At 62.5% G+C, this 15789-nt stretch carries 15 protein-coding genes; 10 read left to right on the forward strand and 5 right to left on the reverse strand.

Going from position 1 to position 15789, the window contains the following annotated elements:
- The first annotated feature begins 31 nt into the window (after positions 1-31).
- Positions 32-2344, forward strand: coding sequence for an OmpA family protein (locus BW967_RS04895; RefSeq protein ID WP_076483917.1), 2313 nt, complete (start codon positions 32-34; stop codon positions 2342-2344).
- A gap of 12 nt (positions 2345-2356) precedes the next feature.
- The gene (locus tag BW967_RS04900; RefSeq protein WP_076483918.1) at positions 2357-2683 is read left to right on the forward strand and encodes a hypothetical protein; all 327 of its coding nucleotides are present in this window, start codon (positions 2357-2359) and stop codon (positions 2681-2683) included.
- An 8-nt stretch (positions 2684-2691) separates the two neighbouring features.
- Here the strand turns inward: BW967_RS04900 and BW967_RS04905 are convergent, their stop codons facing one another.
- Genes BW967_RS04905 through BW967_RS04925 form a run of 5 tightly spaced genes read right to left on the reverse strand, consistent with a single transcriptional unit; the run spans position 2692 to position 8519 of the window.
- Positions 2692-2904, reverse strand: a complete 213-nt coding sequence (locus BW967_RS04905) for a formate dehydrogenase subunit delta (RefSeq protein ID WP_076483919.1) — start codon at positions 2902-2904, stop codon at positions 2692-2694.
- Positions 2901-3692 (reverse strand): formate dehydrogenase accessory sulfurtransferase FdhD, encoded by a 792-nt coding sequence (gene fdhD / locus BW967_RS04910; protein WP_076483920.1) that lies wholly within the window; start codon positions 3690-3692, stop codon positions 2901-2903. Before fdhD ends, BW967_RS04905 begins: the two co-directional genes overlap by 4 nt.
- The gene (gene fdhF, locus BW967_RS04915) at positions 3689-6565 is read right to left on the reverse strand and encodes a formate dehydrogenase subunit alpha (protein WP_076483921.1); all 2877 of its coding nucleotides are present in this window, start codon (positions 6563-6565) and stop codon (positions 3689-3691) included. Before fdhF ends, fdhD begins: the two co-directional genes overlap by 4 nt.
- Positions 6562-8070: a formate dehydrogenase beta subunit gene (locus BW967_RS04920; RefSeq protein ID WP_076483922.1), complete on the reverse strand. Its 1509-nt coding sequence runs from the start codon at positions 8068-8070 to the stop codon at positions 6562-6564. The genes fdhF and BW967_RS04920 overlap by 4 nt, the downstream gene beginning before the upstream one ends.
- Positions 8067-8519, reverse strand: coding sequence for a formate dehydrogenase subunit gamma (locus tag BW967_RS04925; protein WP_076483923.1), 453 nt, complete (start codon positions 8517-8519; stop codon positions 8067-8069). Before BW967_RS04925 ends, BW967_RS04920 begins: the two co-directional genes overlap by 4 nt.
- A gap of 165 nt (positions 8520-8684) precedes the next feature.
- On the opposite strand from BW967_RS04925, the gene BW967_RS04930 reads away from it, so the two are divergent.
- The 8 genes from BW967_RS04930 (at position 8685) to BW967_RS04965 (ending at position 15784) form a co-directional block, all read left to right on the forward strand.
- Positions 8685-9506, forward strand: a complete 822-nt coding sequence (locus BW967_RS04930; RefSeq protein ID WP_394329251.1) for a S49 family peptidase — start codon at positions 8685-8687, stop codon at positions 9504-9506.
- Between the two features lie 184 nt (positions 9507-9690).
- Complete coding sequence (locus BW967_RS04935) at positions 9691-10647, forward strand: calcium/sodium antiporter (RefSeq protein WP_108188608.1); 957 nt, start codon at positions 9691-9693, stop codon at positions 10645-10647.
- On the forward strand, positions 10644-11129 hold the full coding sequence (locus BW967_RS04940; protein ID WP_076483924.1) for a hypothetical protein: 486 nt from the start codon (positions 10644-10646) through the stop codon (positions 11127-11129). Before BW967_RS04935 ends, BW967_RS04940 begins: the two co-directional genes overlap by 4 nt.
- Before the next feature lie 312 nt (positions 11130-11441).
- Positions 11442-13337, forward strand: coding sequence for an excinuclease ABC subunit UvrC (uvrC, locus tag BW967_RS04945; protein ID WP_076483925.1), 1896 nt, complete (start codon positions 11442-11444; stop codon positions 13335-13337).
- A 31-nt stretch (positions 13338-13368) separates the two neighbouring features.
- On the forward strand, positions 13369-14424 hold the full coding sequence (locus BW967_RS04950) for a lysine-2,3-aminomutase-like protein (protein ID WP_076483926.1): 1056 nt from the start codon (positions 13369-13371) through the stop codon (positions 14422-14424).
- Positions 14425-14473: 49 nt separating this feature from the next.
- Positions 14474-15103, forward strand: a complete 630-nt coding sequence (pgsA, locus tag BW967_RS04955; protein WP_076483927.1) for a CDP-diacylglycerol--glycerol-3-phosphate 3-phosphatidyltransferase — start codon at positions 14474-14476, stop codon at positions 15101-15103.
- On the forward strand, positions 15096-15344 hold the full coding sequence (gene moaD / locus BW967_RS04960; RefSeq protein ID WP_076483928.1) for a molybdopterin converting factor subunit 1: 249 nt from the start codon (positions 15096-15098) through the stop codon (positions 15342-15344). The genes pgsA and moaD overlap by 8 nt, the downstream gene beginning before the upstream one ends.
- Positions 15344-15784 (forward strand): molybdenum cofactor biosynthesis protein MoaE, encoded by a 441-nt coding sequence (locus tag BW967_RS04965; RefSeq protein WP_076483929.1) that lies wholly within the window; start codon positions 15344-15346, stop codon positions 15782-15784. Before moaD ends, BW967_RS04965 begins: the two co-directional genes overlap by 1 nt.
- Positions 15785-15789: the final 5 nt, after the last annotated feature.

Raw genomic sequence — 15789 nt, forward strand, 5'->3', positions numbered from 1 at the left:
TTCCACCCCAAGGGGAGGAGACCAAGGATCCATGCGCGCCCGCACCACAGCCTTGACCGCCACCGCTTTCGTGTCTGCACTGGTGCTTTGCGCATTCATTGCGGGTGGCTCGGCGACGATCATTGAGCAACGCTCGCGTAAAGCGGTGCGCCTTGTGCTGGAGGCCAATGGCCATTCTTGGGCGCAGGTGCATACCGACGGGTTGCAAGTGATCTTGCTCGGCACCGCCCCCTCTGAAGCGGAGCGGTTTCGCACGGTGACGCTCGTCTCGACCGTGGTCGACAGCTCACGCATCGTCGACAACACAGATGCCGTGGTGGCCAAGGCGATCGCGCCGCCCGATTTTTCGTTGCAATTGCTGCGCAATGACGAGGGCATTTCGCTGATCGGCCTCGTGCCCAAAGGGACCGACCGCGAAGCTCTGATGAAGCGGCTCACCGCCTTGGCGGGTGAGGGCAATGTCACCGACATGCTCGAAAGCGCTGAATATCCCGTGCCAAAGGGCTGGAGCCCGGCTTTTGAATTCGGCATTGCCACGCTGGAAAAGCTGCCCCGCGCCAAAGTGTCGATCGACCCCGGCGCTGTGGGCGTAGAGGCCATCACGGACAGCGCCGAGGAAAAGGCCGCGGTTGAGGCGCAATTGAACCGCAGCCGCCCTTCTGGCGTGCGGCTGGATGCGAAGATTTCTGCCCCCCGCCCGGTGATTACCCCGTTCACCCTGCGCTTCTTGATTGATGACGAGGGCGCGCGGTTTGATGCCTGCTCGGCCGATACTGTCCGCAGCCGGGCCACGATCTTGACCGCCGCGCGCAAAGCGGGCGCGATGGGGGATCTCGATTGCACCGTGGGCATGGGCGCGCCTTCGCCGCAATGGGGCGAGGCTGTGGGCATGGCTTTGGGCGCGCTTGGCGAACTTGGCGCCGGAACGGTGACGATTTCCGATGCCGATATCTCGCTCGTTGCCGCCGATACTGTCGCCCAAGCCAGCTACGACAAGATCGTGGGCGAATTGGAATCGAACCTGCCCCCGGTTTTCTCGCTCAAGGCGGAACTGACGAAAAAGGCGGAGGCTGCCGGGTCTGTGCCGGAATTTACCGCGCTTTTGGGCGAAGATGGGCGGGTCGAACTGCGCGGTCGGGTCAGTTCAGAACGCTCGCGCGAGGCGCTTGAGAGTTTCGCCCGCGCCCAGTTCGGGGCCGATGCGATTTATGCAGCAACCTTGGTCGATGCCGATCTGCCGCAAGGCTGGCCGCTGCGCACCATGACCGCGCTGGAAGCGCTTGATATGCTCAACAGCGGCTCGGTCACCGTCACCCCGCAACTGATCCGCCTGAGCGGTCTGACGGGCGACAAGCAAGCCACCGACAAGGCCGCGCGCATCCTTTCCCAACGCTTAGGGGAGGACGCGCGGATTGAGCTGTCGGTAAAATATGACCAACGGCTGGATGAAACGCTCGCGCTGCCCGATGGGCCCGAATGTGTGGCCAAGCTCAACGCGATCCTGACCGCCAGCAAAGTGACCTTTGAGCCCGCCTCCGCAAAGATCCCGGAAGATAACGCACCGCAACTGGATGCGCTGGCCCGGATCATGAAGCAATGCCAAGACTTCCGCATGGAAGTGGCGGGCCATACCGACAGCCAAGGCGGCGAAGAGGGCAATCTGCGGCTGAGCCAAAACCGCGCCGAGGCGGTGCTGGACGCCTTGCGCGCGCGCCGTGTGTTGGTGGGTAATCTGACCGCCAAAGGCTATGGCGAAACCCGGCCCATTGCCGACAATGAGACCGAAGAGGGGCGTGAAGCGAACCGCCGAATCGAATTTGTGCTCCTAGATGCGGAACCTGTGAATGTCCCTGAGCCGGTCATCCTGCCTTTGTCGGAAGGCGCGCTTGATGCCGAAGAACCCACCGAAGACCCGCCCCAAGAGATGCTTGATGAGAGCGCGATTGAGGACGCAGCGCCGATGGAAGACGCGCATGGCGAGCCGATGCCAGAGGCGGACGAAGAGGGTCTTGCCCCTGAAGCTGAGACCTCTATTGCCGATGACAGCGCCCCCGTGACCGAGCAAGCCGCCGAGGCAACCGAAGAGGCCGCACCTGCAGAAGATGCGCAGGTTGTGGAAGAGGTCGCGCCCGCCGAAAGCCCGGAAGACACCGCCCCCGAAGACGTTGTGACCGAGGTGGAAGAGACGACAGAGGCCGCCGAACCGGCCACCGAGACCGCCCCCGCAGAAGCGGCCCCTGAAGAAACCGCCGAACCGGAAATTGAAATTCCCGTCCGTCCCGCGGCCGAGTCGCCCGGGCGCCCGAAACCGCGCCCCGCAGGCCTTGGCCCGGCTGGAAACTGAGGAGAGCCGCGCATGAACAGAACCGAATTCGTCATCGCCACGGCGATCATCCTTTTCCTCTCTTTCTGCCTTGGCTGGTTTGCCTCTTGGCTGATCCATCGCCTGACCCGCGTCACCGCGGCGGACATGGGCGAATTGGAGCAAATGGCCCAAGCGCTGCATGAGGCAGAGGATGTGCGCGATCAGGCAATTGCCTATGTCGAGGCGCGCGAATCTGAGTTGGTGAACCAGATCAACCAGACCGAGGCAGAATTGCGCGCGGCAATGGACGGGCTGCGCGATGCCCGCCATGAGGCCGAAGAACTGCGCGCCTATATCGAGCGGATACAGGGGCGCTAAGGGAACTGTCAGCCCGCCGGGCGAATGTGCGGCGCGGCATCAACAACCAGCGCATCGAGCCCAGCACCGCCCGCCGCAATATGCGCCAGCAGCGCCGCCCGCATCGGCGCGGCCCAATTGTCCGAAATATGCGCGGCCACGCCCTCGGCCCGGTCGGCGGGTTGCACCGCGAAAAAGGCGGCGATCTGGTTGGCCATGCGGATCAGTTTTTCATCGCTCATGCCGGTTCCTCAAAACGTGTAAACAGGGTCGGGCCATCGGGGCCGCGGGCAATAAGGGCAAGCCCCGCCGCTTGCGCCTCGGCCACCGCCAAAGCGGTTGGGGCAGAAGGCGCAATCAGCGCGCCTGCGCCAATCATCGCGGCCTTTTGCACCAAATCAACAGAGAGGCGCGAGGTCATCACGATAGCGCCCTGTGCGGGGTCCATCGCGCCAAACGCCAAAGCGCCCGCAAGCTTATCAAGCGCATTGTGTCGCCCCACATCTTCGCGCGCGCAAATCAACTGACCCTCGGCCCAAAAGCCCGCCGCATGGCTGGCGCGCACCGCATCTTGCAAGGGCTGGGCCGCACGCAAAGCAGCAAGCGCGGCCTCTGCCACTGCAGCAGGGGCTTGCAGCGATAAGCCTGACCGCCCAGCTGGCGCAACCTTCGGCAACGGACGCAGCGCTTCTTCAAGGCTTTCAATCCCGCAAAGCCCGCAGCCCACCGGCCCCGCCATCGCGCGCCGCCGCGCCCGAAAACGCTCTGCCGCCGGGGCCGAAAGCCAGCCCCGCACCTCAAGCCCCCGTGGATGCTCCACAACCTCATGGCGCTGAAGGTCCGCAGCGGCTGTGATCAGCCCCTCAGTCAGCGCAAAGCCCAGCAGAAAATCGTCCAAATCGGCGGGCGTTGCCATCATCACCGCCTGCGTCACGCCCTCGAACACAAGCGCAACCGGCACCTCTTCGGCCAACACAGCCGCCCCGCCCGAGGGCAGAGCAATTTCAACCGCGCCGGGCGGCAGGCTCATTCCGCCGCCTCAATCCGCCGCGCAGCCGTGGCTTGGGCAGTGTAGTCTTCCTGCCATGCCGAGGGCCCGTTGGAGGGCGCCACCTGCACCGCCGTCACCTTATATTCGGGGCAGTTCGTCGCCCAATCCGAATTGTCGGTGGTGACCACATTGGCTTGCGTATCGGGGTGGTGGAAGGTGGTATAAACAACACCGGGGCTCACCCGATCCGTCACCGTCGCGCGCAGGGTCGTTTCCCCGGCGCGGGACGCCACCCGCACCCAATCGCCTTCGCGAATGCCACGGTTTTCGGCATCTGTCGGGTGAATCTCCAACCGATCCTCCGCATGCCACGCCACGTTTTCGGTGCGCCGGGTTTGCGCGCCCACGTTATACTGGCTGAGAATCCGCCCGGTGGTGAGCAAAAGCGGGAAGCGCGGGCCGGTGCGCTCATCCGTGGGCAAATAGGCCGTGCGAATGAACCGCCCCTTACCGCGCACAAAACCATCGACATGCATGATGGGCGAGCCTTCGGGCGCTGCCTCATTGCAGGGCCATTGCACCGAACCGCGCGCATCCAGCATCTCATAGGTGACATTGGCAAAGCCAGGCGTCGTCGCGGCAATCTCGGCCATGATCTCGCGCGGATGGGTGTAAGCCCAGCCCGCCCCCAGCGCATTGGCCAAAAGCTGCGTCACCTCCCAATCGGCATAGCCATTCTTAGGCCGCATCACACGCCGCACCCGGTTGATGCGCCGCTCGGCATTGGTGAAAGTGCCGTCTTTTTCCAAGAAACTAGAGCCGGGCAAAAAGACATGGGCGTAATTGGCGGTCTCGTTCAGGAACAGGTCATGCACGATCACCAGATCCATCGCCGCCAGCCCTGCCGCCACATGGCGGGTATCGGGGTCTGATTGCAGGATGTCTTCGCCCTGCACGTAAAGCGCCTTGAACTGCCCCGCCACGGCGGCATCGAGCATGTTCGGGATGCGCAGACCGGGCTCAGAAGAAAGCGCCACCCCCCAAGCCTTTTCAAAAAGGCTGCGCGCGGCGTCATCGGCCACGTGGCGATAACCCGGCAATTCATGCGGGAAAGAGCCCATATCGCACGAGCCCTGCACGTTGTTTTGCCCGCGCAGCGGGTTCACCCCCACGCCGGGGCGGCCAATATTGCCCGTCATCATCGCAAGGTTGGCAATCGCAATAACGGTGGTCGAACCTTGGGAATGTTCGGTCACGCCAAGGCCATAGTAGATCGCCGCATTGGGGGCCGCCGCATAGGCCCGGGCGGCTTCTCGCAACGTATCCGCCGGAACGCCAGTCAGGCTTTCGACCGCTTCGGGTGCATATTCGGGGTTGGAGACAAACTCAGCATAATCGGCCCATTCATCACCGTCGCAGCGCTCCGAGATAAAAGCGGCGTCATAAAGCTTTTCGGTGACGATCACATGCGCAAGCGCGACCAGAACGGCCACATTGGTGCCGGGGCGCAGTGGCAGGTGCCAGCTATCGCCAATATGCGGCGTTTCCAAAAGGTCGATCCGGCGCGGGTCAACGACAATCAGCTTCGCGCCAGCCCGCAACCGCTTGCGCAGCCGCGAGGCAAAGACCGGGTGGCCATCGGTCGGGTTCGCGCCAATCACCAGTGCCAGATCGGTATCTTCGACGCTGTCAAAATCTTGCGTGCCCGCCGAGGTGCCAAAGGTCTGCTTCAGCCCGTAGCCGGTGGGCGAATGGCACACCCGCGCGCAGGTATCGGTGTTGTTGGTGCCAAAAACAGCGCGCGCCAGCTTTTGCACCAGATAGGTTTCTTCGTTGGTGCAGCGCGACGAGGTGATCACGCCCAGCGCATCGGCCCCATGCGTTGCGCGCGCTGCGTTGAGCCGCGCAGCAGTAAAGCCAAGCGCCTCTTCCCAGCTGACTTCCCGCCAAGGATCGGAGACCTTTTCGCGGATCATCGGTTTCAAAATCCGGTCGCGGTGCGTGGCATAGCCATAGGCGAAGCGGCCCTTCACGCAGCTATGGCCCCGGTTTGCCGCGCCGCCCTTCCACGGCACCATGCGCACCAATTCCTCGCCGCGCATATGGGCCTCAAAGCTACAGCCCACGCCGCAATAGGCGCAGGTGGTGACCACTTTGCGCTCCGGCGTGCCGATTTCCTCAACCGATTTTTCGACCAAGGTCGCGGTGGGGCAAGCCTGAACACAGGCACCACACGAAACACAATCAGACGCCAAGAAGTTATCGGCTGCGGGCGAGATGCGGGCCTCAAACCCCCGGCCATCCACCGTCAGCGCGAAAGTCCCCTGAACCTCTTCACAAGCCCGCACACAGCGCATGCAGACAATGCATTTCGCGGGATCGTAGCTGAAATAGGGGTTTGAGGTGTCTTTCGGGATGTAGCAGGGGTTTGCCTCGCCGCCTTGGCGCACCTCAAAGTGGTTCTCGCCCTTGGTGTAGCGCACCTCGCGCAGGCCCACCGCCCCCGCCATATCTTGCAATTCGCAATCGCCGTTCGCCGCGCAGGTCAAACAATCGAGCGGGTGATCTGAGATATAAAGCTCCATCACACCACGCCGCAGCTTTTGCAACTGCGGGGTTTGCGTATGCACCTGCATCCCCGCCGCCACCGGCGTGGTGCAAGACGAGGGCATCCCGCGCATCCCCTCAATTTCCACCATACACAGGCGGCACGAGCCGACTGGCTCCACACTATCTGTGGCGCAAAGCTTCGGGATCGAAATCCCGGCTTGAGCCGCCGCGCGCAGGACCGAGGTGCCCGCCGGAACGGTGACCTCAACACCATCGACCGTCAGCGTCACCGGCGCGCCGTGGCGGGCGGGCGTGCCCATGTCTTGGGTCCAATCAAGCGGGGGAATGATCAGGTCTTTCATTCGGCGGCCTCCCTCAGCACGGGGAAATCTTGCGGGAAATGGCGGATCGCGCTTTGCACCGGATAGGGGGTGAAGCCGCCCAAAGCGCAAAGCGATCCGTATTTCATCGTATCACAAAGGTCATCGAGCAGGGGCAGCGCGGCGGCATCGCCTGCCGCGATCCGGTCAAGCGTTTCCACGCCACGCACCGCGCCAATGCGGCACGGCGTGCAGGTGCCGCAGCTTTCCACCGCGCAAAACTCCATCGCAAACCGCGCGAGTTTAAGCATATCGGCGCGATCATCATGCACCACGAGCCCCGCATGCCCCACAAGCCCGCCTTGCCCGGCGAAAAGTTCATAGCAGAACGGCAGGTCGAAATCGGCTTGCGGGTGATAGGCGCCCAAAGGCCCGCCCACCTGCACCGCTTTGACCGGACGGCCCGAGGCGGTACCGCCGCAGACATCCATCACCAACTCGCCCAAGGTGATGCCAAAGCCGGTTTCGAAAAGTCCGCCATATTTGACATTGCCGCCCACTTGCAGCGGGATCGTGCCGCGCGACCGATCAATGCCGTAGCTTTGATATGCCGCGCCGCCATGCGCCAAAATCCATGGCACAGCGGCGAGCGAAAGGAGGTTGTTCACCACCGTCGGCTTGCCAAAAAGCCCTTCGAGCGCGGGCAGCGGCGGTTTCGGGCGCACCGTGCCGCGTTTGCCCTCGATCGAGTTCAGCATCGCGGTTTCTTCGCCGCAGACATAGGCCCCCGCACCGACGCGCACCTCCAGCGAAAAGCCCGCCTCCGCCAGAATGCCTGATTGCTCGGCCAAAATGATCGCCGCGCGCATCACAGAAATGCAATCGGGGTATTCGGAGCGAATGTAGACATAGCCGCGCGTTGCGCCGACCGCGTGCCCGGCAACCGCCATCCCCTCGATCAGGCAGAAGGGGTCGCCTTCAATCAACATCCGGTCGGCGAAAGAGCCGCTATCGCCCTCGTCCACGTTGCAGACGATGTATTTCTGATCCGCCGCGGCGCCCAAAACCGTGCGCCATTTGATCCCGGTGGGAAAACCCGCACCACCGCGCCCGCGCAGCCCAGAGGAGATGATCTCTTCCACCACCTCGGCGGGCGTCATGGCGAGCGCTTTGCGCAGCCCATCCCAGCCGCCGGTCGTCTCATATTGATCAAGGCACAACGGCTCATTGCGGCCACAACGCGCGAAGGTAAGCCGCGTCTGGCGCTTGAAGAAGGGAATCTCTTCGACCAGCCCCAGCGCTTTGGGATGAGCCGCCAGATCCTCAAAGAGGGCAGGCACATCGGCTGGCGTCATCGGGCCAAAGCCCACCCGCCCGGCCTCGGTTTCGACCTCAACCAGCGGCTCAAGCCACACCATGCCGCGCGTGCCGTTGCGGCGAATGTCGACCGACACGCCGCGCGCGGCCGCTTGCGCGGTGATTTCAGCCACCACACGTTCGGCGCCGCAGGCTTTGGCTGCGGCATCGCAAGGCACCCAGATTTTCATGCCCGAACCTCCGCCGCTATCGTATCCACCGCTGCATCATCGAGCCGCCCGACGAGCGCGTCATTCACCATCGCCGCGGGCGCGCAGGCGCACAGGCCTAGGCAATAAGCCGCTTCCAAAGTGATGTCGTGCTTGGTTTCCCCAAGCTTGAGCCCCAGCGCTGCTTCAAGCCGCGCTTGCACGCCGTCCCCGCCCATCGCCTGACAGGCCTCGGCGCGGCAAAGTTTGATCACATGCTTGCCCGCCGGGCTGCGCCGAAAATCGTGATAAAAGCCCACAACCCCCGCCACTTCTGCCCGGCTCAACCGCAGTGCTTTCGCAATCGGCTCCAGCGCGGCATCGGGGATATGTCCGTAGTCTGCCTGCACGTCATGCAGGATCGGCAAAAGCGCCCCCTCGCGGCCTTCGTGGGCCGTCAGGATGGCGCGCAGGCGCGCTAAATCGGTCATGTGGTCCTCCCGGCGCCAAGACTGAGACGAAGCGTCGCATCTGGCAAGACGATTTCCGACACCCCATCGCCGGGAAACGAAATCCGATACACAGAAACGCCGCGCCTAATTCGCCCTTGCCCGCTTGCCCCTGTGCCGACCAGCGCCTACATCGAGCGCATGGATATGCCTCGCCTTCCCAAGCTTCCCTTCCTGTCGCGCCCGCCGAAAGTGGCGGTGATCCGGCTGCATGGTGCCATTGGCGCGGTGCGCCCCGGTGCCTCAGGCCTGTCCGACGCCGGGCTTGCGCCGCTGATTGAGCGCGCCTTCACCAAAGGCAAGCCTGCGGCGGTGGCGCTGATCATCAATTCGCCGGGTGGCTCGCCCGTGCAATCTTCGCTGATTGGGCGGCGCATTCGCCATTTTGCCGAAGAAACGGGCCTGCCTGTTCACGCCTTTGTGGAAGATGTGGCGGCTTCGGGCGGCTACTGGCTCGCCTGCGCAGCAGATGACATTTGGGCCGATGAAGCCTCGATCATCGGTTCCATCGGCGTGATCTCGGCCGGGTTTGGCTTTGCCGATCTGATCGCGCGCTATGGGATTGAGCGGCGCGTGCATACTGCAGGCACGTCAAAAAGCACACTCGACCCGTTCAAACCCGAAAAGCCCGAAGATGTTGCGCGGCTCGAAGGGCTTCTTGAAGACATTCACCGCGGCTTCAAAGCATGGGTGACCGAGCGGCGCGGCGACAAGCTCGCGCAAGACCAAGACCTGTTCACAGGCGAGTTTTGGACCGGCACGCGCGCGCTTCAAAGCGGGCTGATCGACGGGGTCGCCCATCCGCTGCAAAAACTGCGCGAGCTTTACGGGGAAGACGTCAAGCTCGTGCCCTATGGCCAGCGCCGCTCGCTTTTGCGGCGCTTTCGCGCCAGCCTCTCGGCAGAAGCCGCGCAAGCGCTTGTAAGTGCTGCTGAGGAACGTGCCTTGTGGGCACGGTTTGGGCTTTAGGCGCATGCTGATCAAAATCATGTCGCTCTTTTTGGTTGCCATGGTGGCGCTGGCGCTGTTTGGCCGCCTCCGCCTGCCGGGGCCAAAGCGCCCGCGCCTGAACCAAAGCTGCCCTCGCTGCGGGCGCCCCAAAATTGGACCGGGCCCCTGCCCCTGCACCCGAAACGGAGATGCCTGAGTGCTGATCGACATCGTGAAGATTCTGGCGGGCCTTTTGTTGCTGCTCGGCGCGGGGGAGTTTTTGGTCAAAGGCTCTGTCGCCTTGGCTTTGCGGCTCGGCATCCCATCGCTGATTGTCGGGCTGACGGTCGTTGCCTTTGGCACCTCCGCGCCAGAACTTCTGGTCTCGGTCAATGCCGCGCTTGGCGGCCAGCCGGGCCTTGCGCTTGGCAATGTGGTCGGCTCCAACGTCGTCAACATGCTGGTGATTTTGGGCCTGCCCGCGCTGATTGCAGTCATCCACTCCAGCCAAATCGACACGCGGCGCAGCTATGCGATGATGCTGGCCGCATCGGTTTTGGTGATTGGGCTCGCCTTCATGGGCACGATTGGGCGCTGGCAGGGGCTCGTGCTTTTGGGCGGGTTGATCTTGATCTTGTGGGACAATGTTCGCTCTGCCCGCGCGCATCGCAACGCCCGACCGCCTGAAGATGATCTGGGCGATCCACATATGGCGTGGTGGAAGATCATCGGCTTCATCTGCGTGGGCTTTATTGGCTTGGCGATTGGCGCGGACCTTTTGGTGGATGGCGCCGTGGCTGTGGCCCGCATCGCCGGGCTTAGCGAAACGGTGATCGGGCTGACGCTCGTCGCCATTGGCACCTCGCTCCCGGAACTGGTGACCTCGGTCGTCGCCGCCATGCGCAAACAGGCCGATGTGGCTTTGGGCAATGTGATCGGCTCGAACATTTTCAACCTGATGGCCATTTTGGGCACCACGGCAGTCATTGCCCCGATGCCGGTGCCCGATGAAATGCTGCGCTTCGATCTATGGGTGATGCTGGCAGCCACGCTGGCGCTTGCGCCCTTTGTCTTTTGGCGGCGCGATATTGGGCGCGGCTCCGGCATCGTGCTGCTTTTGGGCTATGTGCTCTACACGGTCGTTTTGCTGTGGTTCGGTCTGTCTGGGGGCGTGGCATGAAAGCCGTTCTTGCCAATCTTCCCGACGAGCTTTCTGGCACCGTGACCGAAGCGCTTGCGCAAATCGGGGTCGAGGGGGTGTCGGCAGAGACCGCGCCTGCCGCGCCGCTCTGGATTTTTTACGCCCCCGATGCAGAAACCGCCAAAGCAGAACTCGCCCGGATCGCCCCGCCCCCCGCAGCCAAAGTTGGGCAAGATCTGCGCGCGCAGGTGCTGGCGATTTGGCTGATGCCCGCGGGCAGCGCCACAACCCTAGCGGGTGTTCTTCAGGCTGAAGCCCTCGCCCATGCGCCAGATCTGCGGCTCAATGCGCTGCATATGGGCTCCCGCCGCCCCGAACCCGCGCCATGGCAATCTGCATGGGAACCATCACAGCCCCATCCTGCACAATTGGAGCGCGCAGAATCGCTCGCGCAGGCGCTGTCTTTCCTCTCAGTGGCGACTAGCGTCATGGGGCAGATCCTTCACCTGAACTCGCCTTAAAGATGAGTTGCGCATGGGGCATTTTTTGCGACGGGGCCGGAGTTGTCCACCTGAGCGCAAAGCGTCAGGAAAAAGTTACAAAAGTCCTAATTTTTTCAGTCACTTGCCTTAGCCGAAATTTTTTATCTTTATTTTTCAATGCCCTGCAAAATCGCTCAAAAAACAGGCAGGACGTGAAAATGGGCCGGATTCAACGGAAAATCGCGCATCCCCAAAGTTTTCCAACAAGGTTATCCACAGATTCCGTGGACAGCTTTTCTCTTGAACTCCCCCCTGTAAGATTGCAGCCGCAGGCAGAATCACACTCTCGACATGAGCAACGCTGATCTCCCCCCGAATGACGCTGCATCGCCGCAAGAACCGCGGCTCAAAGGGCATGCGCTGATCGCCGATTATGTGACCCGGCTGGATGGCTCGCCGGGGGTCTATCGGATGCTGAACGCCGCCCAAGAGGTTCTTTACGTCGGCAAGGCGCGCAATCTGAAAGCGCGGGTTTCAAATTATGCGCGCACCACCGGGCATTCGGCCCGGATCGCGCGGATGATCTCTGAAACCACCTATATGATGTTCCTGACCACGCGCACCGAAACGGAAGCGCTGCTGTTGGAACAGAACCTGATCAAGCAGCTCAAGCCGCGCTACAACGTGCTTTTGCGCGACGACAAAAGCTTCCCCTATATCCTGATCGCGCAAGATCACCCGTTCCCGATGATCCGCAAGCATCGCGGCGCCCGTAGCGTAAAGGGCGCCTATTTTGGCCCCTTTGCGAGCGCGGCCGCGGTAAACCGAACGCTGAGTCATTTGGAACGCGCCTTTTTGCTGCGCAATTGCTCGGATTCGATGTTTGCCTCCCGCACCCGGCCCTGCTTGCAGTTTCAAATCAAGCGCTGTTCCGGCCCCTGCGTCGGCAAAATCTCGGAAGAAGATTACGGGCGCACCGTCGCCGATGCGCAAAGGTTCTTGGAGGGGAAGACCTCCAGCATCCAAAAAGAACTCGCCGCCGAAATGATGGCGGCGTCAGAAGCGCTGGAATTTGAACGCGCGGCAGCGTTGCGCGACCGGATTGGCGCGCTGACCACAGTGCAGCAAAGCCAAGGCATCAACCCGCGCGGTGTGGCCGAGGCGGATGTGATCGCCGTGCATATGGAAGGCGGCCAAGCCTGCGTGCAGGTGTTCTTCATTCGGGCGCATCAAAGCTGGGGCAACCACGATTTCTACCCCCGCGCGGGGGTAGATGTGGAAGAGGCTGAGGTTTTGGAAGCCTTCTTGGCGCAGTTCTATGATGCCAAAGAACCGCCCAAAACGATCTTGCTGAGCCATGCCATCGAAGACGACGATCTGATGATCGATCTTCTCTCCACCCGCGCGGGCCGCAAAGTGGAGATGATCGTTCCGAAGCGTGGCGAAAAGGCGGAACTGGTCGAAAACGCCTTGCGCAATGCGCGCGAAAGCCTTGGGCGGAAAATGTCCGAATCCGCCGCACAGGCGAAGCTTCTGGCCGGGGTCGCCAAGGCGTTTGATCTGCCAAGCCCGCCCAAGCGAATCGAGATTTATGACAACTCCCACATCCAAGGCGCCCATGCGGTGGGCGGCATGGTGGTAGCGGGGCCTGATGGGTTGATGAAATCGGCCTATCGCAAGTTCAACATCAAGAACTCCGAACTCACCCCGGGCGACGATTTCGGGATGATGAAAGAGGTGCTGACGCGTCGGTTTGAACGGCTCTTGCGCGAAGACCCGGAGCGCAAAAGCGATGCATGGCCCGATCTTCTGCTGATTGACGGCGGCGCGGGGCAAGTTTCTGCGGTGCATGAAATTATGCTCGAATTGGGCGTCGAAGACGTGCCGATGGTGGGGGTGGCCAAAGGCATCGACCGCGATCTGGGCAAGGAAGAATTCCACCGCATTGGCAAGCGGCCAATGGCGCTGCCGCGCCAAGACCCGGTGCTTTACTACATCCAACGCCTGCGCGACGAGGCGCACCGCTGGGCAATTGGCGCGCACCGGGCAAAACGCGCCAAAGCAACGCTTGCCAACCCGCTGGATGAAATCCCCGGCATCGGCGCCACGCGCAAGCGCGCGCTTCTGGCGCATTTTGGTTCGGCCAAAGCGGTGAGCCGCGCGGGGCAGAATGACCTGATGGAAGTGCCCGGCATTTCCGCCGCAATGGCCGAGACGATCTGGAACTTCTTCAATGATCGGGGTTGACCGAAAGCGCGCGCCCAAGTAGCGCCGCGCCATGACCGCCCTGCCGCCCAAACCTGCGCTCACGCACCCCGATGCGCTTTTGCACGAAGGCCTTGTGCAAAAGGCCGAACTGTCCGCGCTTGCCCGCGTGGAGGAAAGCTTCCGCATCCGCATCACCCCGGCGATGCGCGCCGCGATCGCGCGCCCGGGCGATGCGGTGGCCGCGCAATTCGTCCCCACGGCGGCAGAGCTGCACACACGGCCCGAGGAACTGGTCGACCCGATCGGCGATAGCACCCACGCCCCGGTGCCGGGGCTCACGCATCGCTACCCCGACCGGGCGATTTTGCACATCACCAAAACCTGCGATGTCTATTGCCGCTTTTGCTTTCGGCGCGAAACAGTGGGCGAAACGGGCCCCCTGCCCGAGGCAGATCTGGCGCAAGCGCTGGACTACATCGCCACCACGCCTGCGCTGCGTGAAATTATCCTCACAGGCGGCGACCCGTTGACGCTGTCGCCCCGGCGACTTGAAGCGGTGCTGGTGCGGCTTTCCGCCATTCCACACATCACCACGATACGCCTTCACACCCGTGTGCCCGCGGTCGCACCGGAGCGGATCACCACAGAGCTTGCCCAACTTCTGCGCACCCAGCGCCCGGCGGTGTGGATTGTGGTGCATACCAACCACGCGCAAGAACTTACCGCGCCTGCCCGCGCGGCGCTTGCGCGGCTCGTCGATGCGGGCGTGCCGCTGCTGTCACAATCCGTACTGCTGCGGGGCGTGAATGACACGCGCGAGGCGCTGATTGACCTCTTCCGCGCCCTGCAAGATCTGCGGGTAAAGCCCTATTACCTGCACCATTGCGATTTGGCCCCCGGCACCAGCCATTTCCGCACCACGATTGCCGAGGGGCGCGCGCTGATCGCAAGCCTGCGCGGGCATCTGAGTGGGGCAGCGCTGCCCAGCTATGTGCTCGACATCCCCGGCGGCTTTGGCAAGGTGCCGATCACCGCCGATCACTTTACCCCCGGCGCAGAGCCCGGCCTGTGGCATGTGACCGATTGGCAAGGCCGCACACACGATTACGTGGACCCAACACACTGAGGCGATTCCCCCTCTTTTCCTTCTGCGCGGCGGCGGATACTGTGCGCGCATGCAATGGAACCTACCGAATATTCTTACGGTGCTTCGTCTTCTCGCCGCGCCCGGCGTGGCGGTGATGTTTTTGTATTTCCACCGTCCTTGGGCGGATTGGCTTGCGCTGACTTTGTTCATTGGCGCTGCTGTCACCGATTGGTTTGATGGCTATCTGGCCCGCGCTTGGGGGCAAGAAAGCAAATTCGGTGCGATGCTCGACCCAATCGCTGACAAGGCGATGGTGGTGATCGCTTTGGTCGTGCTGACGGGCTATTCCGGCATGAACCCGTGGCTCATTTTGCCCGCCACCGTAATCTTGTTCCGCGAGGTCTTTGTGTCGGGCCTGCGCGAATTTATGGGCGCCGATGCGGGCAAGCTGAAGGTCACCAAACTTGCGAAATGGAAGACCACGGCACAGATGGTCGCGATTGCCACGCTGTTCCTTGGCACCGGGCTTGATTACCTTGCCAAAGGCCGTGCGCCACGTGCGGGCGAAGGCGATCTGCCCACCGGGCTTGGCTTGGCCGATCTGGCGAACCATTTGGGCATTGCCCTGATCTGGATTGCTGCAATTCTGACGGCCATTACCGGATGGGATTATTTCAGCAAATCGCTCCCCTTCTTGCGCGAGAACAAAGATGGTTGAGGTGCTTTATTTCGCTTGGCTGCGCGAACGCATTGGCGTGCCGCGCGAACAGGTGGAAACCACAGCCGCGACCGTTTCAGACCTAATCGCAGAACTCAAAACCCGCGAACCGCGCTATGAGGCCGCTTTTGCCGACCTCTCCGCCGTGCGGGTGGCGCTGGATCAAGAGCTTTCCGACTTTTCCGTCCCCCTCGCTGGCGTGCGCGAAGTTGCCTTTTTCCCGCCAATGACGGGCGGCTGATGCGGATTGCTGTTCAAGACGCCGCCTTTGACCCCAGCGCCGAACTGGCGGGCTTTGGACAAGGGCGTGCCGATGTGGGCGCGGTGGTCAGCTTTACCGGGCTTGTGCGCGACGACACCGGGCAGATGCAAGCTCTTGAGATTGAGCATTACCCCGGCATGACCGAACGCGCGATTGGCGCGATTGTCGAGGAAGCTTGCACCCGCTGGACCTTGGCCGATGCTTTGGTGATCCACCGTTATGGGCGGCTAGAGATCGGCGCGCCGATCATGATGGTTGCCACCGCCGCGCGGCATCGCCAAGCGGCCTTTGAAGCCGCGGAATTCTTGATGGATTACCTCAAATCCCGCGCGCCGTTTTGGAAGAAAGAAATCACCGCCACCGGCGCAGCTTGGGTCGAAGCGAAAGAAAGCGACGAGACCGCGCTGACCCGTTGGTAAGCGCG

Origin of the sequence: Rhodobacter aestuarii (assembly GCF_900156655.1) — a bacterium.
Classification (GTDB): Bacteria; Pseudomonadota; Alphaproteobacteria; order Rhodobacterales; family Rhodobacteraceae; genus Rhodobacter; species Rhodobacter aestuarii.